At 66.0% G+C, this 16,247-nt stretch carries 13 protein-coding genes and 1 tRNA gene; 10 read left to right on the top strand and 4 right to left on the bottom strand.

What is annotated here, in order from left to right; translation table 11 throughout:
- Positions 1-8 precede the first annotated feature (8 nt).
- Positions 9-2,876: a Ti-type conjugative transfer relaxase TraA gene (traA, locus tag LRA87_RS00840; RefSeq protein WP_230628523.1), complete on the bottom strand. Its 2,868-nt coding sequence runs from the start codon at positions 2,874-2,876 to the stop codon at positions 9-11.
- Between the two features lie 171 nt (positions 2,877-3,047).
- On the opposite strand from traA, the gene LRA87_RS00845 reads away from it, so the two are divergent.
- Both LRA87_RS00845 and LRA87_RS00850 read left to right on the top strand, forming a co-directional pair.
- Positions 3,048-3,374 carry a conjugal transfer protein TraD gene (locus tag LRA87_RS00845; RefSeq protein ID WP_230628524.1) on the top strand — a complete coding sequence of 109 codons (327 nt, stop codon included), beginning with the start codon at positions 3,048-3,050 and terminating at the stop codon, positions 3,372-3,374.
- A gap of 16 nt (positions 3,375-3,390) precedes the next feature.
- Complete coding sequence (locus LRA87_RS00850; RefSeq protein WP_230628525.1) at positions 3,391-3,612, top strand: conjugal transfer protein TraD; 222 nt, start codon at positions 3,391-3,393, stop codon at positions 3,610-3,612.
- Between the two features lie 15 nt (positions 3,613-3,627).
- Here LRA87_RS00850 and LRA87_RS00855 read toward each other — a convergent pair whose 3' ends face one another.
- Complete coding sequence (locus tag LRA87_RS00855) at positions 3,628-4,551, bottom strand: HEPN domain-containing protein (RefSeq protein ID WP_230628526.1); 924 nt, start codon at positions 4,549-4,551, stop codon at positions 3,628-3,630.
- Between the two features lie 120 nt (positions 4,552-4,671).
- Between LRA87_RS00855 and LRA87_RS18420 the strand changes: the two genes are divergently transcribed.
- Complete coding sequence (locus LRA87_RS18420; RefSeq protein ID WP_329958569.1) at positions 4,672-5,025, top strand: helix-turn-helix transcriptional regulator; 354 nt, start codon at positions 4,672-4,674, stop codon at positions 5,023-5,025.
- A gap of 22 nt (positions 5,026-5,047) precedes the next feature.
- Here the strand turns inward: LRA87_RS18420 and LRA87_RS00865 are convergent, their stop codons facing one another.
- The gene (locus tag LRA87_RS00865) at positions 5,048-6,253 is read right to left on the bottom strand and encodes a tyrosine-type recombinase/integrase (protein WP_230629746.1); all 1,206 of its coding nucleotides are present in this window, start codon (positions 6,251-6,253) and stop codon (positions 5,048-5,050) included.
- Between the two features lie 230 nt (positions 6,254-6,483).
- A tRNA-Leu gene (locus LRA87_RS00870) sits at positions 6,484-6,570 on the bottom strand.
- Between the two features lie 105 nt (positions 6,571-6,675).
- Between LRA87_RS00870 and LRA87_RS00875 the strand changes: the two genes are divergently transcribed.
- From LRA87_RS00875 to LRA87_RS00905, 7 genes are all read left to right on the top strand, one after another.
- Positions 6,676-7,605: a complex I NDUFA9 subunit family protein gene (locus LRA87_RS00875; RefSeq protein WP_230628527.1), complete on the top strand. Its 930-nt coding sequence runs from the start codon at positions 6,676-6,678 to the stop codon at positions 7,603-7,605.
- A 14-nt stretch (positions 7,606-7,619) separates the two neighbouring features.
- A complete protein-coding gene (locus LRA87_RS00880) occupies positions 7,620-8,417 on the top strand; it encodes an undecaprenyl-diphosphate phosphatase (RefSeq protein WP_230628528.1) in 798 nt (265 codons plus the stop codon).
- Positions 8,418-8,570: 153 nt separating this feature from the next.
- On the top strand, positions 8,571-10,004 hold the full coding sequence (locus LRA87_RS00885; RefSeq protein ID WP_230628529.1) for an NAD(P)-dependent oxidoreductase: 1,434 nt from the start codon (positions 8,571-8,573) through the stop codon (positions 10,002-10,004).
- Entirely contained in the window at positions 10,001-10,552 is a 552-nt protein-coding gene (locus tag LRA87_RS00890) for a DUF2059 domain-containing protein (protein ID WP_230628530.1), read from the top strand. Before LRA87_RS00885 ends, LRA87_RS00890 begins: the two co-directional genes overlap by 4 nt.
- 10 nt (positions 10,553-10,562) lie before the next feature.
- On the top strand, positions 10,563-15,116 hold the full coding sequence (gene gltB / locus LRA87_RS00895) for a glutamate synthase large subunit (RefSeq protein ID WP_443024816.1): 4,554 nt from the start codon (positions 10,563-10,565) through the stop codon (positions 15,114-15,116).
- A gap of 121 nt (positions 15,117-15,237) precedes the next feature.
- Positions 15,238-15,912 (top strand): glutathione S-transferase family protein, encoded by a 675-nt coding sequence (locus tag LRA87_RS00900; RefSeq protein ID WP_230628531.1) that lies wholly within the window; start codon positions 15,238-15,240, stop codon positions 15,910-15,912.
- A complete protein-coding gene (locus tag LRA87_RS00905) occupies positions 15,899-16,246 on the top strand; it encodes a tRNA-binding protein (protein ID WP_230628532.1) in 348 nt (115 codons plus the stop codon). The genes LRA87_RS00900 and LRA87_RS00905 overlap by 14 nt, the downstream gene beginning before the upstream one ends.
- Position 16,247 lies beyond the last annotated feature (1 nt).

Below are 16,247 nucleotides of genomic sequence, written 5' to 3' on the forward strand. Positions count from 1 at the left end.
TGTGAGGGCTACAACCCGATCCCGCGGGAACGCGAGAGGTCGAGACTGCGCTGGAGGCTCTGGGACAGCGATTGCCCCTGCGCGACCGTAATCCCGAGCTCTTTCGACCGGTTGCGGAGCAGCGACTCGACCTGCGGGTCGCGCTCGAGCGACTTTGCCATCGTCGACAGCCGCTCGCCGGTCTGCCACGCGGCATCGCTGTCAGCGGTTTGCCGGAGCATCCGGTAGCGGCGGATCCCGGCCTGCCAGTCGTCGATGAAGCGGTCGGCCTTGCGGTCTAGCCCGGCCCGGAGTTCCGCCTCGAGCTGCATTGCCCGGATGGCGGCGGCCGGACGGCCAGCAACCGCCTCGTCGAGCACGCTGCGGTCGCGGGTAAAGGCGCTGACCAGATCGCGCGCGCCCTCGGGCCGGATCGCGTCGAGCGCCTGCCGTGCCTCGCGGTGGGCGATGTTCTGGTGCGGGAGCACATCGAGCCCGGCGCGGCGCATCTTCGAGACGTCGGCGGCGGCGCGTGCGAAGCGCTCGACCGCCCTGTCGAGCGGCGAGGCGGCAGGCGACGCGATGGCTGGCGCGACATCGAGCTTGATGCCGGCGAACAGATCGCGCTTCGGCGCGGGCGGCCGTGTGCTGGCCGGGATATCCGGAGCGCGTGGTGTGATCGACGGTGCACGTTCCGGTGCAAGCGCCCGCGTATAATCCGAGGCCATGTCCTTGCCCCGCTCGCGCGCCAGCGTGCGGACCAGCCGCCCCTGATCGGCAAAGTCGTCCTGCCCGTAGTGGAGATCGACATGGTCGCGGTGTCGGGACAGCGCGACATAGGTCGCGTGCCGGTCGAGGCCGGATGTGGCGAGCACATGCGTGCGATCCACCGTCATGCCCTGCGCCTTGTGGATGGTGGCGGCATAGCCGTGGTCGATGTCGGCATAGTCCTTCAGGTCGAAGGCAACGTTGCGACCGTCGTCGAGCATCACACTCATCCGGGTCGCGCCGGCAAAGGTGACGGTGCCGAGCGAGCCGTTCTTCACGCCAAGGCTGCGCTCGTTCTTCAGGAACATGACGCGGTCGCCGTCGGCGAAGTCACGCTGGCCACGGGTGGTGGCGATACTGACGTCCTCGCCGAATTCACCAGCGTCGCGCAGCCGCCGCCGCGCCAGATCGTTGAGCGCCGCAACCTCATCACGTGTGTGGGTCAGGATAATGCGGGTTGCCTGTGGCGATGCCTGCCGGTCACGGTCCCAGCGGTCGACCAGCGCCTCGCGCGCGTCCCCGCGCGTCGCTGCGGCATGGACGTGTCCGGTATCGGCATAGGCGGCGATCGCCTCACCGGTGCGCTCCCTCGCCAGCGCTCGTGTTGCCTGCCGCTGCCAGTCCTCGCGCTGACGGCGAATGTCCGTGATCTCGACGCTGCCGTGGCGCTCTGCCGTTGCGCGGAACGCCGCGCCCGCCTCGATCGCCTGCAGCTGTTCGGCGTCACCCACCAGCACCACCTTGGCGCCGCGGCGCTGCGCTTCACTGAGCACGCGCTCCATCTGCCGTGTACCGATCATCCCGGCCTCGTCGATGACGAGGAGGTGGTTCGCGTTCAGCAACTCGCGCCCCTGTCCCCAGTGATGCTCGAGGCTCGCGATCGTGCGTGACGCAATACCTGAACCGCTCTCCAGATTCTCCGCCGCGATGCCCGACAGGGCAAGGCCCTGCACCTGATAGCCGGCGCCCTCCCATGCCTCACGGGCAACGCCCAGCATCGCCGACTTGCCGGTGCCGGCATAGCCGATGACGGTGCCGAGATCTCTGGCGTCAGTGACGTGCTCGAACGCGCCGCGCTGCTCGGGCGACAGGATCATTCCGCGCGCTGCCGCACGGGCGAGGGCGATGTCGCGATAGCGCTGCCCGACATCGTGCCCGCGGCCGGCGTCGAGCCGTGTCGTCGCCTGATCGAGCCGCTGCTCGGTCTCGATCATGCTGCGGCTGGTGAAACGCGGCTCGCCGCGTCCATCGTTGCCCAGTGCCACCAGCTCGGGTGATGCGCGCACCGCCGCCATCACCGCGTCGAACTGCTCCTTGCCGTCGCTGTGGCGGTGGACGAACATCGCAAGGTCACGGGTGGTGAAGGTCGCCTGTCCGTGGGTGATCGCATCGAGCGCCAGTGCCGGGTTCGCCAGCAGCTTCTCGCCGTTCGATCTGGCGATGGCGTGATGCTCGTCGAGCCGTTCGGACGACAGCCCCTGTTCCGCCATCCGTGATGCGGCGGGACCGATCTTGTGCTGGGGTTCAAGGTCGATCCCCTGTGCTGCCAGCGTGCGGTGATCGACCCGCGCATCGATATCCAGTTCGGCCAGCCGCTGGTTGACATGGTTCGCCCATGCCTCGCGCCAGTGTTCCAGCTGCGAGGTCGCGTTCCAGTCGCGGACCTTGGGGCCGAAGCCGTCCTCCTTCACCTCGCGCATCGTCAGCATGACATGCGCGTGCGGCTTGGGTTCGCCATCGGCGCCGATGTCGCAGTGGACGTTGAGGTCGGCGATCATGCCGCGGTCGACGAACTCGCGCGCCACGAAGTCGCGGGCGAGGGCAATACCATCTTCGGGGGATAGCTCACGCGGGATGGCGAACTCGATCTCGCGGGCGAGCTGCGCGTCTTTCCGCACTTCCACCGCCTCGACCGCATTCCACAGCGCCTCGCGGTCGCCGAACCGCTCGGGCGCGCCCTCGGGCAGCATCACTTCGGAATGGATGATGCCGGCCTTGTTCGAGAAGTCGTGGTGGCGATCGAGCCGCTGGTCATGCAGCCGCGACGCCGAGCGATACGCGGCGGACGCCAGCGCCGACGAACCGGCGGCCCGCGAGATCACTTTGGCCGAGAAGTGGTAGATCGCCATGACGGCAGACCATCTACACTTCCAGGCGCACGTCGGCACGACGTATAAGCGCGCCCTCACCAGATTTCATCAGTCTCGGGACGCCGTCGTCCCACTGCATATCACGGCATGGCCGCTGATCGAAGCTTCCGATAACTGGCGCGTCCTCGATAACGATTGAGGACCATCACAATGCGCAAACCCCGGGACTATGATTCGGAGCTGAAGGCGCTTGAGGACCGCGCACGACAGCTGAAGGACCGCCGCATTCGCCAGCTCGGGGAGCTGGTCATCGCCACGGGTGCGGATGGGCTAACGTCGGAGCAGCTGGCCGGTGCGCTGCTGGCGGCGATGAACACGACCGACGACGCCACGAAGGAGGCGTGGACGCGGGCAGGCGCTGCCTTCTTTCAGCGCGGTGCCGCAACCGGACGCAAGGCAACTCGCGACAACGGCAAGGGCACTGCGACGGACGCGGATCGCACGCAACCGGATGCTGCTGAAGCGGGCGCGCAGTGATCGGCGGGACTGAGTCGTGAAGCGGCGCGAACGTACACGTCAGCTGATCGAACTGGGCGGGCTGGTTGCCAAGGCGGGGCTGATCGAGCTGACCGGCGACGATCGTGCAGCGCTATACGGTATGATGCTCGAGATCACGGCGCGACTGCGTGGCGACGATGGCGAACAGACGTTGCTGCTATGGCGTCGGCGTGGCCAACGGGCGTTTGCCGATGATGCGGAGAAGCAGGAACGCTGACGCCGATCTGACAGATCAGGCGGCGGCCTTGCTCTCCAGTTCGGCGATGCGTTCGGCGCAGATCGCATGCACCACGCGGCCGAGCTCCTCGACCTGCGCGCCAAGCCACGTCAGCTCCTCTTCCGTGATGCGGTAGTGCTTCGAGTAGCGGGCCTTCACATAGGCTTCCTTCAGCTTCTCGAACCGGGCGCGTTCCACGCGCGTGTCGCCCGGCCAGACGTACACCAGCCGCCGGTCCAGACGCTCCGCTTGCGTGCGCAGGAACGCCAGATTGTGGACGTGCGGGGTGTAGAATGTCGTGACCAACAGGACGCAGTGATAGAGGCGTTCTGTAGCTTGGTGCAGATTGAAAGCGGCCTCCCTCAGCCCGCTTTCACCGATCAGGAAATCGGACGCCTTCTTGAACTTCGCGGCACTTGGAAACCACTCCTCGAAGTACTCATTCGCCATGACGAGCGCCTGTGCAGGCGTCTTCGGCTGCGGCTTGTGCAGCTCAGTGTCTTCACTCTCGTAGAGCGCGATCCCGTCAGCGCGCACGTCCATGAAGAAGTAGCGGCCATGCGCGAGGCCATCGTTCACTTCCTGCAGCGTGTGAACGATGAAGTTGACCGGCGTGCGCAGCGTCTTCGTCACCGCCAGCTCGCGGTTCAGCCGCTCCTCCAGCTTTAGCCAGAACTCGACACGATCGGTCAGCCGCTTGTCGTTGACGATGATCAGCAGATCGTAATCCGACTGGTAGCCCTTGGCGGTGTGCGGCTCGTCGACCCAGCCGCCGCGCGCATAGCTGCCGTACAGGATGACCTTCTGGATGCGGCCCTTGCGCTTCCACTCATGCTTCGACAGCGCCAACGCGTCGCCGAACTCCTCGAAGATGATCTGCACCACTCGCTCCAGCTCGCGCTGTTTGACAGGGGGCAGGTGATCGAGATCGCGGCGCATGGGCTATGATCCTATCCGGCGTCCGGCACAAAGCCCAGATGTTCCGCTCGTGCGTTCGCCGTCGCCCATGCGCGGAGTTTCGATAATTGATGCGGCATCATCGCGCGCCGCGAAATTTATTTGATCGCAGTCCGGGTGGTGAACGGAAATCCCCGCGCACATCAGCGCGGTCCCGGCGCCTGTGATGCATTTCTGCCGCTCTTGCTGCATGGTCACGAGGCTCTTCAACATGCCGCGACATTCATCAACGTCGCGAGTTTTGCCATGAACAATCCGGTACAAGCCGACCGCATCCTTCGCCTCCGGAGCGTGCTTGATCGCACCGGCCTGACGCGCTCGACCCTCTACCGGAAGATCGCGGAGGGCAGCTTCCCGCGACAGGTCGCGATCTCCCGCCGCTGCGTCGACTGGCGGGCGTCCGATCTGGACGCGTGGCTGCGCAACCCGATGTTCTTTCATGTCGACGATCGGTGACGGGCCGGCCACGCATTGTCGGTCACGCACAGGCGGCCACCGGTGCACTGGCGCGCAGGCTGTCGAGATAGTCACTCCACCACTGATGCATGGCGACCCGCTCTTCCCAGTAAAAGCCGCGATTGTAGGTCCCACGGACCGCATCCTTGTCGGCATGGGCGAGAGAACGCTCGATCGCGTCGGGGCTCCACTTCCCGCTTTCGTTGAGCAGGGTTGAGGCGGTCGTGCGCAGCCCGTGGGCGGTGACCTCGCCGACCGCGTACCCCATCCGGCGGAACGCCTGGTTGATCGTGTTCTCGCTCAGCGACCGGCGCGACGTGTGGAACGCCGGCAGCACGAAGCCGTCCGGACCCGTAAGAGCCTTCAGTTCGACGAGGTAAGCGACGACCTGCCGCGACAATGGCACGGCATGGGGGCGCCGCATCTTCATCCGTTCGGCAGGAAACTTCCAGACCGCGTTCTCCAGATCGAACTCGGGCCATTTCGCCTGCCGCAGCTCGCCGGGGCGGGTCATGACATGAGGCAGGAGTTGCATGGCAAGGCGCGTGACGAGATGGCCGGCATAGTCGTCGATCGAACGGAGCAGCCCGCCCACGGCAAGGGGATCGAGGATCGCGCTGTGGTGCTTCGTCTTCGGTGTGATGATCGCGCCGCGGAGGACGGCGGTGGGATCTGCCTCGGCGCGGCCGGTCGCGACCGCGTAGCGGAAGACGCGGCCCGCGAAGGAACGGCAGCGCCGCGCGGTCTCGTGCTTGCCCTTCGCCTCGATGCGCTTCAGCGCGGCCAGAACCTCGACCGGCTTCAGGTCCGCGATCGGGCTGGCCGCGATCGGGGCCAGTTGCTCCAGAAGCCAGTTGGCCTTGCTCGTGGTGGCGTCGGCCCGCCCCTCGATCACCATTTTGTCGATATATTCCTTTGCGATGTCACCGAAGGTGTTCGCCGCGTTGAATATGGCGACGAGTTTGGCACGCTTGCGTTCCGCACCGGGGTCGACGCCGTCGCGCAGCTTCTCCCTGGCTTCGTCGCGTTTCCGTCGGGCGTCTGCGAGCCCCACTTCCGGATACCGACCCAGCGCAATCCGCTTGTCCTTGCCGAGATGCGCGAACTTGAAGCGCCACAGCTTCGATCCGTTCGGATGGACCTCCAGATAGAGGCCCCGCTCATCGGTGCGCTTGTAGACGCGGGCCTCGGGTTTGAGGGCGCGGATTTCCAGATCTCTCAGCGGCATGACCCTTGCTCCAGACATACGGTCCGGTCGTGGTCGAAAGCCTCCCGTCACCCCCGTCGTGATGGCCCGCGGGCCATCAGATTTTCCCGGGCCATCATGGCCCATGTCATGGCCCGTCTTGGGCCGGGATCGACTGAAATCTACCAGGACGTCCTCGACCAGAACCAAGGCAAGAATGGCGGTTTTCCGCCATTTTGTCGATGGTTCTCGGATGTCGTGGAACAGGAAAATGGTGCCCAGAAGAGGACTCGAACCTCCACGACCTTGCGATCGCCAGCACCTGAAGCTGGTGCGTCTACCAATTCCGCCATCTGGGCACGGGGTAGGGGGCGGCCTTTAGGGGTGGGTCGGCGCGCTTGTCAACACGGGTTTCGCGGGGCAAGGGCGGTTTGTCAGGAAAGCGACGAAAAAAGGCCCGTGCGATGAACGACAAGCTGGTGACGATCTTTGGCGGTGGCGGCTTCGTCGGCCGCTATGTGGTGCAGGCGCTGCTGCGCGGCGGAGCGCGGGTGCGCGTCGCCGAGCGCGATCCGCGCCACGCCTGGTTCCTCAAGCCGCTCGGCGGGCTGGGGCAGACGCAATTCGTCGCCGCCGACGTGACGCTGCCGGAAACGGTCCGTCGCGCGGTCGCGGGCGCCGATGCGGTCATCAACATGGTCGGCGTGCTCGCCGGCGACTTCGAGCGTATCCACGTCGCCGGTGCGCGCAATGTTGCAGAGGCTGCGGCGGCCGCCGGTGTCGAGACACTCGTCCATATGTCGGCGATCGGTGCCGACGGCGCTGCACCGTCGGCCTATGGCAGCAGCAAGGGACGCGGCGAGGAGGCTGTGCGCGCCGCTTTCCCGAACGCTGCGATCATCCGTCCCTCGATCGTGTTCGGCCGCGAGGACCAGTTCATCAACCGCTTCGCCGCCATGATCGGCAAGGCGCCGGTGGTGCCGGTGCTGCGCGCGCCGGTGAAGTTCCAGCCGGTGTTCGCCGGCGACGTCGGCGAGGCGATGGCGCAGGCGACCGATACGCGTTTTGCCGGGCAGACGTTCGAGCTCGGCGGCCCCGACGTGATGAGCATGGGCGAGATCATCCGCTGGATCGCCAGGACGATCGGCAAGTCGCCTTCCATCGTCGAACTGCCCGATGCGGCGGGATCGCTGCTTGCCAGCATGCCGTTCGCGCCGATCAGCAAGGACCAGTGGCTGATGCTGCAGCGCGACAACGTCGTCGCGCCGGGTGCGGCCGGACTGAAGGCCCTCGGCGTCGAGGCGACGCCGCTCGAATCGGTCGCGCCGGAATGGCTCGTCCGCTTCCGCCGCACCGGCCGCTTCGGTCGCCGTGCCGAAACGCTTGCCGCCTAACTACAGGAACTTCCATGGACCTCCTCACCGTCATCCTCCTCGGCATCGTCGAGGGGGTCACCGAGTTCCTGCCCGTTTCGTCGACCGGGCACCTCATCCTCGCCGGTACGTTGCTCGGCGTGCAGGATCAGGCGACCGCGACGTTCGACATCGTCATCCAGCTGGGCGCGATCCTTGCGGTCGTGGTGCTCTACTGGCGCCGCTTCCGGGAGGTCGCGGTCGGCCTGTTCGCCGGACGGCCCAAATCCTGGGCCTTCGTTCGCAACATTGCGCTGGGCTTCCTGCCGGCTGCCGTGATCGGCCTCGTCGTCTACAAGGCGGTGAAGGCTTTGCTCGAAAGCCCGACCGTGGTCGCGGTCGCGCTGATAGTCGGCGGCATCGCTATCCTCGTCATCGAGCGCATGGTGAAGCAGCCGCGCTACGACACGGTGGAGTCGATGCCGTGGCGGACCGCGCTCGGTGTCGGCTTCGTCCAGTGCGTGTCGATGATCCCGGGCGTCAGCCGGTCGGGCGCGACGATCATGGGTGCGCTCAGCCTCGGCGTGGATCGGCGCGCGGCGGCCGAGTTCTCGTTCTTCCTCGCGATCCCGACGATGCTCGCGGCGTCCGGCTACGACCTGCTCAAATCGGGTGCGGCGCTGGGGCAGGGCGAGTGGCTGAGCATCGCTATTGGCTTCGTCGTGTCGTTCGTGGTCGCGCTGGTCGTGATCCGCTGGTTCGTCGGCATCGTCAGCCGGCACGGTTTCGCGCCCTTTGCCTGGTACCGGATCATCGTCGGCGCGGTAGCGCTGGTCGCACTCCAATTGCGATAGGTCCGGAACAATGCGTACTTTGAGGCTATAACTGGTTGTTGCGATAGGATCGCAAAGAAAACCGGCCAAACAATGGTAACACTGCTGACCTATAGGTCATTTTGTGCGTGACATGGGTGCTCCTGCTTCGTAGCGGCGATGGCAGGAGGCCCCATGGCGCACGATTCGATGCTACAGTTCGTTGGACGACCGCAAGCCTATCCGGCCAAGCGTGAAGCGGATATCCGTTCGGAGGACTTTGCCGAGATCGCCGCGCGCTACGCGCCGCCGACGGCGGAGGATCAGGCGGGGCGCTGTTCGCAATGCGGCGTTCCCTATTGTTCGGTCCATTGCCCGCTGCACAATCACATTCCCGACTGGCTGCGCCTGACTGCCGAGGGGCGGCTGCGCGAGGCGTACGAACTCAGCAACGCGACGTCGACCATGCCCGAGATCTGCGGTCGCATCTGCCCGCAGGATCGGTTGTGCGAGGGCAATTGCGTCATCGAATTCACCGGCCACGGCGCGGTGACGATCGGGTCGGTCGAAAAATTCATCACCGATACGGCGTGGGAAGAGGGCTGGGTCGAACCGCTCGTCCCCGGGCCGTCGCGTGGGCAGTCGGTGGCGGTGATCGGGGCGGGGCCGGCTGGCCTTACCACGGCGGAATATCTGCGCGGGCACGGCTATGACGTGCACGTCTACGATCGCCACGATCGCGCCGGCGGGCTGCTGACCTATGGCATCCCCGGCTTCAAGCTGGAAAAGCCGGTGGTCATGCGCCGGGTCGAGCGGCTGAAGGCGGGCGGCATCGTCTTCCACGAAGGGTTCAGCGTCGGCGAACAGGCGAGCCTGGATGAACTGCGAGCACGTCACGATGCGGTGCTGATCGCGACCGGGGTCTACAAGGCGCGTGCCCTCGACGTTGCCGGCGGTGACGACGATCGCGTCGTCGCGGCCCTCGATTTCCTGATCGCGTCGAACCGCAAGGGGTTCGGCGATGCGGTGCCGGCATTCGACGGCGGCGCGCTCAATGCCGAGGGCAAGCATGTCGTCGTGATCGGCGGCGGCGACACCGCGATGGATTGCGTCCGCACCGCGATCCGGCAGGGCGCGGCATCGGTGAAGTGCCTGTATCGTCGCGACCGGACCAATATGCCGGGCAGCCAGCGCGAAGTGACCAATGCCGAGGAGGAGGGCGCCGAATTCGTCTGGCTCTCCGCCCCCGCCGCCTTCGACAGCGACGGCACCGTCCGCGCGCGCAAGATGCGGCTCGGCGCCCCCGACGCCAGCGGCCGCCGCGCGCCGGAGCCGGACCCGAGCGGCGACTTCACGTTGCAGGCGGATCTGGTGGTAAAGGCGCTGGGCTTCGATGCCGAGGATCTGCCGGCGCTGTTCGGTGCGCCCGAACTGGGCGTCAGCCGCTGGGGTACGGTGCTGGTCGACGGCAAGACGCTGATGACGAGCCTCGACGGCGTCTTCGCGGCGGGCGACATCGTCCGCGGTGCGTCGCTGGTCGTCTGGGCGATCCGCGACGGCCGTGACGTCGCCGCGACGATGCACAAATGGCTGAAGGCGAAGGCCAAGGCCGGGAAGGTGGCGGCGTGATCCGGGCCATCGTCTTGGCGGCGTTGATCCTTTCTCCGGCGCCTGCCGTTGCGCAGGCCGCTGCCGCGCAACAGCAGCCCGGTACGATCAAGACCGCGCGTGCGATCGTGGCGCGGATGCAGATGGAGCGGACGCTCGACCCCATGTTCCAGCAGCTCATGCCGCTGATGGTCGCCAATGTTCAGAACGCGATGCAGAATGCCACCGATGCGCCCGCGCCGCTGAAGGCGCGTTTGGCTACGGAATCGGGCCGCCAGCAAATCGGGGCGATAATCTCCGAAGAGTTCACGGCCGCGTTCCGTCAGCGTTATCCCGATATCGGCGATGCCGCGGCGGAGGAATATCGCAAGGCTTTCAGTGAGCCTGAGTTGCTGGCGATCCTCGGCTTCTACAATTCCCCCGTGGGAGCGAAACTGCTGACGCTCCAGCCGCAGCTGCAGAAGACGCTGTCGGAGCAGGGGCGGGCGATTGGTCGCGAGGCCGGCATCGCCGCCGTTCCAAAGATCCAGGCGCGCCTGACCGCGCTCGACGCCCCTTCGGCCAAGTAGGACCAGACCGATGACCGATGCCCGGACCACCGATCCCGTGACGAACGACCCGATGACGACCGACCAGCGCGCCTATCTGGCCGAACACGGCATGTATCGCCCCGACAGCGAGGGCGATGCCTGCGGCGTCGGCCTCGTCGCCGCGACCGACGGGCGCGCGTCGCGGCGCGTGGTCCAGTCGGCGGTCGATGCGTTGAAGGCGGTCTGGCATCGCGGCGCGGTCGATGCCGATGGCAAGACCGGCGATGGCGCCGGCATCCACATCGACCTGCCGCACCGCTTCTTCGACGATGCCGTCGTCGCATCCGGGCACAAGGTGATGCCGAACCGGCTCGCGGTCGGCATGATCTTCATGCCGCGCACGGATCTGGGCGCGCAGGAGAATTGCCGTACGATCGTCGAGAGCGCGATCATCGAGGCGGGCTATACCATCTATGGCTGGCGGCAGGTGCCGGTCGACGTCTCGGTCATCGGGCTGAAGGCGCAGACGACTCGGCCCGAAATCGAACAGATCATGATCGCGGGGCCGATGCCCGACGAGGTGACTGCTGCAGAGTTCGAGAAGAACCTGTACCTCGTCCGCCGCCGGATCGAGAAGCGCATCATCGCGGCGCAGATCCAGGGCTTCTACATCTGTTCGCTGTCGTGCCAGTCGATCGTCTACAAGGGACTGTTCCTCGCCGAGAGCCTGTCGGTCTTCTATCCCGACTTGCAGGACCAACGCTTCGAATCGCGCGTCGCGATCTTCCACCAGCGCTATTCGACCAACACTTTCCCGCAATGGTGGCTGGCGCAGCCGTTCCGCTGCCTCGCCCACAACGGCGAGATCAACACGGTTCGCGGCAACAAGAACTGGATGCTCAGCCACGAAATCCGGATGGCGAGCCTCGCGTTCGGCGACAATTCTGAGGACATCAAGCCGGTGATTCCGGCCGGCGCTTCCGACACCGCCGCACTCGACGCGGTATTCGAGGCGATCTGCCGATCCGGCCGCGATGCGCCGACCGCCAAGCTGATGCTGGTGCCGGAAGCGTGGCAGAAGGATACCGGCATCCCCGACGACCATGCGGCGATGTACCAGTACCTCGCCTCGGTCATGGAGCCGTGGGACGGCCCCGCCGCGCTGGCGATGACCGATGGCCGTTGGGCGGTCGCCGGTGTCGACCGCAACGCGCTGCGTCCGCTGCGCTACACCCAGACCTCGGACGGGCTGCTGATCGTCGGGTCGGAAACCGGCATGGTCGTCGTCCCCGAATCCACCGTCGTCGCCAAGGGGCGGCTGGGGCCGGGCCAGATGATCGCCGTCGACCTCGACCAGGGCCGCGTGATGAACGACCGCGAGGTGAAGGACCGGATCAGCGGCGAGCATGACTATGCCGCGATGATCGGCGAATTCCACACGCTCGACGACCTGCCCGAGGTGCCGGACGCCGTCGTCCGCTACGATCGCGCCGGCCTCGCGCGGCGTCAGGTCGCCGCCGGCCAGACGCTGGAGGACATGGAGCTGATCCTGTCGCCGATGGTCGAGACGGCGAAGGAAGCGATCGGGTCGATGGGCGACGACACGCCGCTCGCCGTCATCAGCGACAAGCCGCGCCTGATCAGCCAGTTCTTCCGCCAGAATTTCAGCCAGGTGACCAACCCGCCGATCGACAGTCTGCGCGAACGCTATGTGATGTCGCTCAAGACCCGGTTCGGCAATCTAGCCAACATCCTCGATACCGAGGATCAGCGCGATCGTGTGCTGGTGCTCGATTCGCCGGTGCTGACGGGCCAGCATTGGGCCCGGCTGCGCGCGCATTTCGCTGGCAGCGCTACCGAAATCGACTGCACGTTCGACGCCGAAGGCGGCCCGGAAAAGCTGCGTGCCGCGATCCAGCGCATCCGCAACGAGGCGGAGCAGGCGGTACGGCAGGGCAAGAGCGAGCTGTTCCTGACCGACGAGCATGTCTCCGAAGGCCGGATCGCCATCGCCGGCGTGCTGGCGGCGGCGGCGGTGCACACGCATCTCGTCCGTCGCGGCCTGCGCTCCTACGCGTCGATCAACGTGCGCTCGGCCGAATGCCTCGACACGCATTATTATGCGGTGCTGATCGGCGTCGGCGCGACGACGGTGAACGCCTATCTGGCCGAGGCGGCGATCGTCGACCGCCAGAGCCGCGGCTTGTTCGGCGACCTGTCGCTCGACGAATGCCTCAAGCGGCATCGTCATGCGATCGAGGAAGGCCTGCTCAAGATCATGAGCAAGATGGGGATCGCGGTGATCTCATCCTATCGCGGCGGCTACAACTTCGAGGCGGTCGGCCTCAGCCGCAGTCTGGTGAACGACCTGTTCCCCGGCATGCCCGCGAAGATCTCGGGCGAAGGCTACAACTCGCTGCATTACAGTGCGTTGGTTCGCCACGAACTGGCGTGGGACGAAGCGGTCGCGAAACTGCCGATCGGCGGCTTCTATCGCCAGCGCCACACGGGTGAGACGCATGCCTATTCGGCGCAGCTGATGCACCTGTTGCAGACCGCGGTGTCGACCGACAGCTACACCAGCTATCTGCAGTTCAGCCGCGGCGTCGCCGATCTGCCGCCGGTCTATCTGCGTGACCTGCTCCAGTTCAACTTCCCGAACGAAGGCGTGCCGGTCGATCAGGTCGAGGCGATCACCGAAATCCGCAAGCGCTTCGTCACCCCCGGCATGTCGCTGGGCGCGCTGTCGCCAGAGGCGCACGAGACGCTGGCGATCGCGATGAACCGCATCGGTGCCAAGGCTGTGTCGGGCGAGGGCGGCGAGGACGTCAAGCGCTTCAAGCCCTACGAAAACGGCGACAACGCCAATTCGACGATCAAGCAGATCGCCAGCGGCCGGTTCGGCGTCACCGCCGAATATCTCAACGCCTGCGAAGAGATCGAGATCAAGGTCGCGCAGGGCGCCAAGCCGGGTGAGGGCGGGCAGCTGCCCGGCTTCAAGGTCACCGAATTCATCGCCAAGCTGCGTCATGCGACGCCGGGCGTGACGCTGATCTCGCCGCCGCCGCACCACGACATCTATTCGATCGAAGACCTCGCGCAGCTGATCTACGACCTGAAGCAGATCAACCCGCGCGCGCGAGTCTGCGTCAAGCTGGTCAGCTCGTCGGGCATCGGCACCGTCGCGGCGGGCGTGGCGAAGGCGCATGCCGATGTCATCCTGATCGCCGGCCACGTCGGCGGCACCGGTGCCTCGCCGCAGACCAGCGTGAAATATGCCGGCACGCCATGGGAAATGGGCCTGTCGGAGGTCAATCAGGTGCTGACCCTCAATGGGCTGCGCGGCCGGGTGCGGCTGCGTACCGATGGCGGCCTGAAAACTGGGCGCGATATCGTCATCGCCGCGATCCTCGGCGCGGAGGAATATGGCATCGGCACGCTGAGCCTCGTAGCGATGGGCTGCATCATGGTGCGTCAGTGCCATAGCAACACCTGCCCGGTCGGCATCTGCACGCAGGATCAGGCGTTGCGCGACAAGTTCGTCGGCACGCCCGAAAAGGTCATCAACCTGATGACCTTCATCGCGGAAGAGGTGCGTGACATCCTCGCCCGCCTCGGCGTGAAGAGCCTCGACGAGGTGATCGGTCGCACCGAATTCCTGCGTCAGGTCAGCCGCGGTGCCGAGCATCTCGACGATCTCGACCTCAACCCGATCCTCGCCAAGGTCGATGCGACGGATGCGGAGCGCCGCTTCTCGCTCTCGACCTTCCGCAACGAAGTGCCGGACAGCCTCGACGCGCAGATCATCAAGGATGCCGCCGCGGTGTTCAGCCGCGGCGAAAAGATGCAGCTCACCTATTCGGTGCGCAACACGCATCGCGCGGTCGGCACGCGCCTTTCGTCGGAGATCACGCGCCGCTTCGGCATGAGCAAGCTGTCCGACGGTCACGTCACCATCCGGCTGCGCGGCAGTGCGGGCCAGTCGCTCGGCGCGTTCATGTGCAAGGGCATCACGCTCGAGGTGTTCGGCGACGCCAACGACTATGTCGGCAAGGGCCTGTCCGGCGGAACGATCATCCTGCGTCCGGCGGTGTCGTCACCGCTGGCCAGTCAGGACAACACCATCCTCGGCAACACCGTCCTCTACGGCGCGACCTCGGGCACGTTGCTCGCGGCGGGGCAGGCGGGCGAGCGGTTCGCGGTGCGCAACTCGGGCGCAACCGTCGTGGTCGAGGGCTGCGGCGCCAACGGCTGCGAATATATGACCGGCGGCGTCGCGGTGCTGCTGGGGAAGGTCGGCCAGAACTTCGGTGCGGGCATGACCGGCGGCATGGCGTTCGTCTACGATCCCGACGCCGAATTCGAACACCGCGCGAATCCGGAGAGCATCGTCTGGCAGCGGCTGGCATCCGCCCATTGGGAAGGTGTCCTCCGCGACCTCGTCGAGCGCCATGCCAAGGCGACCGACAGCAAATGGTCGAAGGGTCTGCTGGCGGATTGGGACCGAATCGCGGGCGATTTCTGGCAGGTCGTGCCGAAGGAAATGCTGTCGCGGCAGGCGTATCCGCTGGACGACAGCGTACAACTGGTCGCGGCGGAATAAGGGACGTTAGCCAGAGATGGGGGTCGCGGCGTCGCGCGACCCTCATCTTGCGGCGACGCTCATCGATCGGCGTCGTCCATCGCCGCTTCCCTCCACACCCCCATGCTTATAACACGGCGGTATGTGGCAGCTTTACCAATTCCCCCTGTGCCCGTTCAGCCGCAAGGTCCGCCTGCTGCTGGGCGAGAAGGGGATCGGCTACGAACTCGTCCGCGAATCGCCGTGGGAGCGGCGCGACGAATTCATGGACATGAACCCCGCCGGCGAAACGCCGGTGATGGTCGACGCGTCACGCCCCGGTGCGCCACTGATCGATTCGATGGCGATCTGCGAATATTTCGAGGAAACCGTCGACAAGGCGGCGACGATCAACGGCACCGCGGCCAATCGTGCGGAAATCCGACGGCTGGTGACGTGGTTCGACACGCACTTCTATCGCGACGTTACCGGGCCGTTGCTGCACGAGCGGGTGGTCAAGCGGCTCGCGCATCGCGCCGCGCCCGATGCCAAGGGGCTACGCGAAGCGATGAAGGCGGCGGTCAGCCACCTCGATTATACGGATTACCTGCTCGATCATCGCAACTGGCTGGGCGGCGCGACGATGAGCCTCGCCGATCTCGCCGCCGCCGCGCAGATTTCGGTCGCGGATTATCTCGGCGGGATCGACTGGAAGGGGCATGACCAGACGGCGCGCTGGTATCGCGGTTTCAAGAGCCGGCCGAGCTTCCGTCCGCTGCTGTCCGAGCGGATGGAGATGATCGGGCCACCGGCGCATTACGACAATGTCGATTTCTGATCCGATCGCGTATCCGGATTTCGAACGTGTCGACATCCGCGTCGGCACGATCGTCGCCGCCGAGCCATTTCCGCAGGCACGCAAGCCCGCGATCAAACTACGCATCGATTTTGGCGACGGTATCGGCGTGAAGACGTCGTCTGCGCAGATCACCGATCATTACACACCCGAAATGCTCGTCGGGCGGCAGGTTGCGGCGGTGGTCAACTTTCCCCCGCGCCAGATCGGGCCATTCATGTCCGAGGTACTGACGCTCGGCTTTCCCGACGCTGACGGCAAGGTGGTGCTGATCGGCCCTAGCCGGCCGGTGCCGAACGGCGGCAAATTGTTCTGAC

Source organism: Sphingomonas sp. Leaf37 (assembly GCF_920939475.1).
Taxonomy (GTDB): domain Bacteria; phylum Pseudomonadota; class Alphaproteobacteria; order Sphingomonadales; family Sphingomonadaceae; genus Sphingomonas.

What these genes read in the sequence shown, in the direction of transcription:
- LRA87_RS00845 (WP_230628524.1), top strand. Translation starts at nt 3,048, where the DNA reads ATGCGCAAACCCCGGGACTATGATTCGGAGCTGAAGGCGCTTGAGGAC.
- LRA87_RS00905 (WP_230628532.1), top strand. Translation starts at nt 15,899, where the DNA reads ATGTCGATTTCTGATCCGATCGCGTATCCGGATTTCGAACGTGTCGAC.
- LRA87_RS00855 (WP_230628526.1), bottom strand. Translation starts at nt 4,551, where the DNA reads ATGCGCCGCGATCTCGATCACCTGCCCCCTGTCAAACAGCGCGAGCTG.
- traA (WP_230628523.1), bottom strand. Translation starts at nt 2,876, where the DNA reads ATGGCGATCTACCACTTCTCGGCCAAAGTGATCTCGCGGGCCGCCGGT.
- LRA87_RS00885 (WP_230628529.1), top strand. Translation starts at nt 8,571, where the DNA reads ATGGCGCACGATTCGATGCTACAGTTCGTTGGACGACCGCAAGCCTAT.
- LRA87_RS00875 (WP_230628527.1), top strand. Translation starts at nt 6,676, where the DNA reads ATGAACGACAAGCTGGTGACGATCTTTGGCGGTGGCGGCTTCGTCGGC.
- LRA87_RS00900 (WP_230628531.1), top strand. Translation starts at nt 15,238, where the DNA reads ATGTGGCAGCTTTACCAATTCCCCCTGTGCCCGTTCAGCCGCAAGGTC.
- gltB (WP_443024816.1), top strand. Translation starts at nt 10,563, where the DNA reads ATGACCGATGCCCGGACCACCGATCCCGTGACGAACGACCCGATGACG.
- LRA87_RS00865 (WP_230629746.1), bottom strand. Translation starts at nt 6,253, where the DNA reads ATGCCGCTGAGAGATCTGGAAATCCGCGCCCTCAAACCCGAGGCCCGC.
- LRA87_RS00880 (WP_230628528.1), top strand. Translation starts at nt 7,620, where the DNA reads ATGGACCTCCTCACCGTCATCCTCCTCGGCATCGTCGAGGGGGTCACC.